Genomic DNA, 5,133 nt, shown 5'->3' with positions numbered 1-5,133 from the left:
GCCAGCGCGCTATCGGCCAGGACCACGCGCGGTGCGCAGTCTCCCAGCATGAAGGCCAGGCGATCATCCGGATAGACAGGATCGAGCGGCACGTAACCCGCGCCAGCCTTCATGATGGCCAGCAGGCCGGCGATCATACCGAAACCGCGTTCGGCGCAGATGGCGACACGGTCGTCCGGCTGCACGCCCAGCTCCAGCAAACGGTGCGCCATGCGGTTGGCGTTGGCATTCAGCTCGCCGTAAGTCAACTGCTGGCCGTCAACGGTCAGCGCAATCGCGTCGGGGTGCGCCGCAGCCTGCTCTTCGAAGCGGCCATGGATGGTGAACATGCCATCGAATTCACCAGCCTGCGCCCCCATCCGGGCGATGAGTGCATGTTCCGCCGGAGGCAGCACATCCAGCAAAGCCACCTTCGCATGCGGTACTTTATCCAGGGACCAGGCCAAAGCCGATACAGCGGCGATCATCATGCCCGCCATCCGCGCAGGATCGACGCCATCGCACTGCACGGTCAGGGAGAAGTCTTCACCCAGGTCGTTGACATACATGCCGATCGGATAATTGATGCGCTCTTCATTGGCATGTACGCGGATGCCCTCCCATGCCTGCTGCTTGTCTGCCACTGCGGCACCGCTGGCGGAATGGCTGCGGCGATAATTCAGCAGGGTGGAGAACAACGGCGCCGGTGCGGCCACGCCGCTGCAGCGCTGGGCGAGCGACAATGGAGCCTGCTCGTGTTCCAGCAGTGCGGAAAGTTCTTCGCTCGTCATGCGCACCAGTTCGGCCGCGCTGAGCGCACCAGGCTGCAGGCGCAACGGCAGCGTATTGACGAACATGCCCATCACGCGGCCAGCGCCTGCGATGCCCTGCATACGGCCCAGAAGGACGGTGCCGAATACGACATCATCGCGCCCCGTGCAGGCCGCGAGCACCTTGGCCCAGGCGGCATGGAACAGTACTGCAGGCGAAACACCGGCATTGGCGGCGGCAGCGCGAATGGCGCGCGCCGTGGCCGAATCGAGGCTGGCTTCATGTTCCGACGACCCGGTGCCGCCAGTGTGAACTTCGAGCAGGCCAAACGGAGCGGTGGGTTCCTCGACATCGGCCAGGCGCCCACGGAAGTACTCCTCCTGGCGCGCAGGATCGGTCGCCAGCGCGGCGGCAACGAAATCGCGGTACGGTGCGGGAGCCGGCAAGGCGTCAGCCTGGCCAGCCAGCACAGCCCGGATTTCCTCGATCATCGACTCCTGGGTGACGTGGTCGCCGATCAGGTGATGGTTCAGCAGCGACAACCAGGTTGCCCCGGTCGCGCGGTCTTCGGCAATATAGGCCGCCATCAGCGGCGCACTGCGCAGGTCAAGACGCATTTGGCGCGGGTCGCAGGCGGTCAGCAGCGCAGCCAGTACGTCGCTCCCCTTATGCTCAACCTCGTGAACGGCGAGCGGCGCATCCCGCAGCACTACCTGCACCGGCTCCTCCAGCCCCTCCCACATGAAAGCGCTACGCAGGATGTCGTGGCGCGCAATCACAGTCTGCAATGCAGCGAGGAAGACCTGCAGGCGCTGGCGGCTGTCGAATTCCAGCACCATGCGCAGCAGGTAGGTATCGCCCCGCTCCTCCATCAGGTGGTGGAACAGGATGCCGGTCTGCATGGGTGCCAGCGGGTAGATTTCCTGGATGTTGGTCGGGCCGCCCGGGATGTGCGCGGCAATCGTGTCGATCTGTGACTGGTCCAGTTTCACCAGCGTCAGCATGCCCGGCTCAATGCGGGCGCACTGCTGCGGCACCAGGTTTGGCGGAACGGCAGGCTGGGCATCCGCTTTCGGCTTGGCGGAAAGTCGTTCGGCCAGCCCAGCGACAGTCGGCGCAGCAAACACGGAACGCACATCGGCCATGAGGCCGGCCTGGCGCAGGCGCTCGATCATGCTGACTACAGCGAGCGAATGACCACCCAAATGGAAGAAGTTGTCGTGACGGCCCACACGCTCACGCCCAAGCAGCTCGGTCCATTGTGCGGCGATGATTTTCTCGGCATCGCCTTCAGGCGCAGCATATTCCTGGCCGGCCAGGTCGTCCGCTTCCAGCGCCGGCAAGGCCTTTCGATCCAGCTTACCGCTCTGGTTCAGTGGAAACGCGTCGAGGATCACGTATGCCTGCGGCAGCATGTAGCTGGCCAGGCATGCCGACAGTGCTTCGCGCAGGCCGGCCGGCGTCAGGTCATGACCGGACTGGCGTGCAACATAGGCAACCAGGCGCGCATCACCGCCTTCCTGCGGCAATGCCATCACCAGCGCATTGGCCACGCCCGGCTGGGCCGACAGCGCCTGCTCGATTTCCGCTGGTTCGATGCGGTAGCCGCGAATCTTCAGTTGGAAATCGTTGCGGCCAACATAATCCATGCAACCGTCGTCGCGCCAGCGTACCAGGTCACCGGTCCGGTACATCCGTGCCCCAGACGTCTTGCTGAACGGGTCGGCGCTGAATCGTTCCACCGTCAGGTCGCTGCGATTGAAGTAACCGCGCGCGACCTGCATGCCACCGATGTACAACTCGCCGGTGGCACCGGGCGGCAGCAGTTGGCCGAACGCGCCCAGGACATACAGGCGATTGCCGGCGGCAGGACGCCCGATCGGAATCTCGCCAGGCTGTTGCGCGCAGCCTGGAAGACGCACTTCGTCCGTGACGAAGACTGCCGCTTCCGTCGGGCCATAGGTATTGATCCAGCGGATGCCTGCGGTGGCCTGGCAGGACTGCCATTCGGCCAGGCGCTGCAGCTCCGCCTTTTCGCCGCCAACAATCACGGTGTGCAGTTCCGGATTCGGCAGTGCTTTGCCGCGCGCCACTTCTCCCGCCCAGACATGCCAGAACGCTGTCGGTACGTCGGTCGCGGTAATACGCTCATTCCGCATGAAGTCGGCAAATGCGCTGCCTGGAGCCAGCATGTCGTCGGGGCGCAACACCAGCGTAGCTCCGCTGTTCAAGGCGGTAAAGATCTCGCCAACCGAGGCGTCGAATCCGAAAGAGGCAAATTGGAGCATGCGCTGGCCTGCACCGAGGCCTGTGCGCACGATATTGTGCGCTACCAGTTGGGCCGCCTGGCGATGCTCGACCATCACGCCTTTTGGCTTGCCGGTGGAGCCGGAGGTGTAGATCACGTAGGCCAGGTTGCGGCTTTCAAGTCCGGCAATAACCGGATTGGCCGATGGCTCTCCCTCGGCGACGGCAAATGAGTCCAGCGACATGAGCGGGATCGCCCCTGTGTCTAGCTGCCCGGTGAAGATTGGGTCGGCCAGCAGCAAGGCGGGCAGGCAGTCCTGCAACAGGTACTGCAGGCGTTCCGCCGGAGCGCCCGGATCAAGCGGCACATAGCCCGCGCCAGCCTTGAGGATGCCCAGCATGGCGGCGATCTGGCCTGCACTGCGCGGCGCGCACAGCGCCACGCGATCGTCGGGCTGCACGCCAGCTGCCAGAAGGGCATGTGCAATCCGGTTCGACCAGCCGTTCAGCTGCGCATATGTCCAGCTTTCGCCGGCATGGCGCAGTGCCACTGCGTCGGCTTGCTGCTGCGCCAGGCGTTCGAAGCCTTTATGCAGCAGGATTTCCCTATCTACATGAGCCGTTTCGTTGAATTGCTCCACCAGCAAACGGTTCTGCGCAGCCGGCAACGCATTGAACTCGTCGTGCGACGCGCCCGGATCGCCGGCCATGGCGGCGATGATGCTTGCGAAAGCGTCCAGCAGTCCTTCGAGCTGGCCGCGCGCCAGCTTTCGTGACTCTGCACTCAGTTCGATACCGCGCCCGCTGTGGCTGCAGTCGATGGCGAGCCCCATTTCGGTCGCTTCGAACACCTGCGCAAATGCGCCCTGGTCGAGCAGTTCGCCAACTTGTTCGTATACGTGGAAGTTCGTGAAATTGAACATCACGTCGTAATACGGACGGCGGCCATTGTCGATGTGCAGCTGGAAGTATGGGAACTGGCGATGAGCTATGACTTCCAGCTCACGAGCATGCGTCGCCTGAATCAGCTCCCGCCAGCTCGCACGTTCCAGCTTGATGCGGAGCGGCAGGGTGTTCAGGTACAGCCCCAGCGCCTTGTCCGCATCGGCCATTTCGGCCCGCACATTGCATACCAGGCCTGTTGTCACGTCGGCCTGACCGCACATCAGGCAAAGCATCCTGATGTGGGCGGCAAGAAGAACGCTGCGGACGGGAACCGAGAGGGAAGTTGCAAGCAGTTCGACCTGCGCTACGACCTCTGGTTCCAGGCTACGGCGCAGGCGCAGGGCCTCCGGTGCGGCACCGAACGGTTGCGGCAATTCTGCGAAGCCGGCGCCATCCAGCTGCGCCGTCCAGAATGCCTTATGCGCCGGGTCGGCCAGGGCACCGCGTTCGCCAGCAATCGCCGGCGGGACGGCAGCGATGGATGCCAGTTCAGGCATCTGGCCAGGGCGGCCGGCGATGCGCACGTATTCGGCCAACAGCTCCGTCTGCAGCGATGCAACGCTCCAACCATCCAGGATCGCATGGTGGAAAGAGATGGTGTACTGAACCGTCTCCGCCGAGCGTAGATGGATGAAGACGCGCAGCAGCGGGGCGCTGGTGAAGTCGAAGTCGGTCTTGCGTTCCGCATCCACAAACTCGCTGGCCAGGCGATCCTGCGCCTTTGTATCTAGATGGCGGATGTCGAACACTTCGAGCGGGATCTCGCCGTCGCCATGCACCAGTTGCAGGGCTTCACTGAAGCCATGCAGTGCAAACGACGAACGAAGTACCGGATGCTTGCGAACCAGTGCCGCGAGCACGCTGCGCATGGCGGCTTCATTCCAAGATGGCACGCGGATCGCGTGGCTGAAGACATCGTGATAAATGCCCTCTTCCTGGGCATCTTGCTGGTGGAAGACCATCCCTGCCTGGAGCATGGTTAATGGATAGGCATCGTCCAGCCCAGGTGGCAGCAACTTACGGTCGGCATCAGCTACCAGCGCAAACGGAGCCAAGGTCACCTCTTCTGCTGCAACGCCACGGATTTCGGCTTGGCGCGCCAGGGCCGAGATGGTCGGCGCCTTGAACAGGTCGACGATCGCGATCTCCATGCCGCGCTCACGCGCCTTGGCCACCACGGCGATACTGCGG

The 5,133-nt window shown here is 63.6% G+C and carries 1 protein-coding gene; it reads right to left on the bottom strand.

Features of this window, described 5'->3' with window-relative positions; genetic code table 11:
- Positions 1-5,133, bottom strand: a 5,133-nt coding sequence (locus BM269_RS28795; RefSeq protein ID WP_139232912.1) for a non-ribosomal peptide synthetase, incomplete at both ends; no start/stop codon positions are given.

Source organism: Duganella sp. CF458, assembly GCF_900113115.1.
In the GTDB taxonomy this organism is placed as follows: Bacteria; Pseudomonadota; Gammaproteobacteria; order Burkholderiales; family Burkholderiaceae_D; genus Rugamonas.
This window is presented reverse-complemented; position numbering and strand designations above follow the sequence as displayed.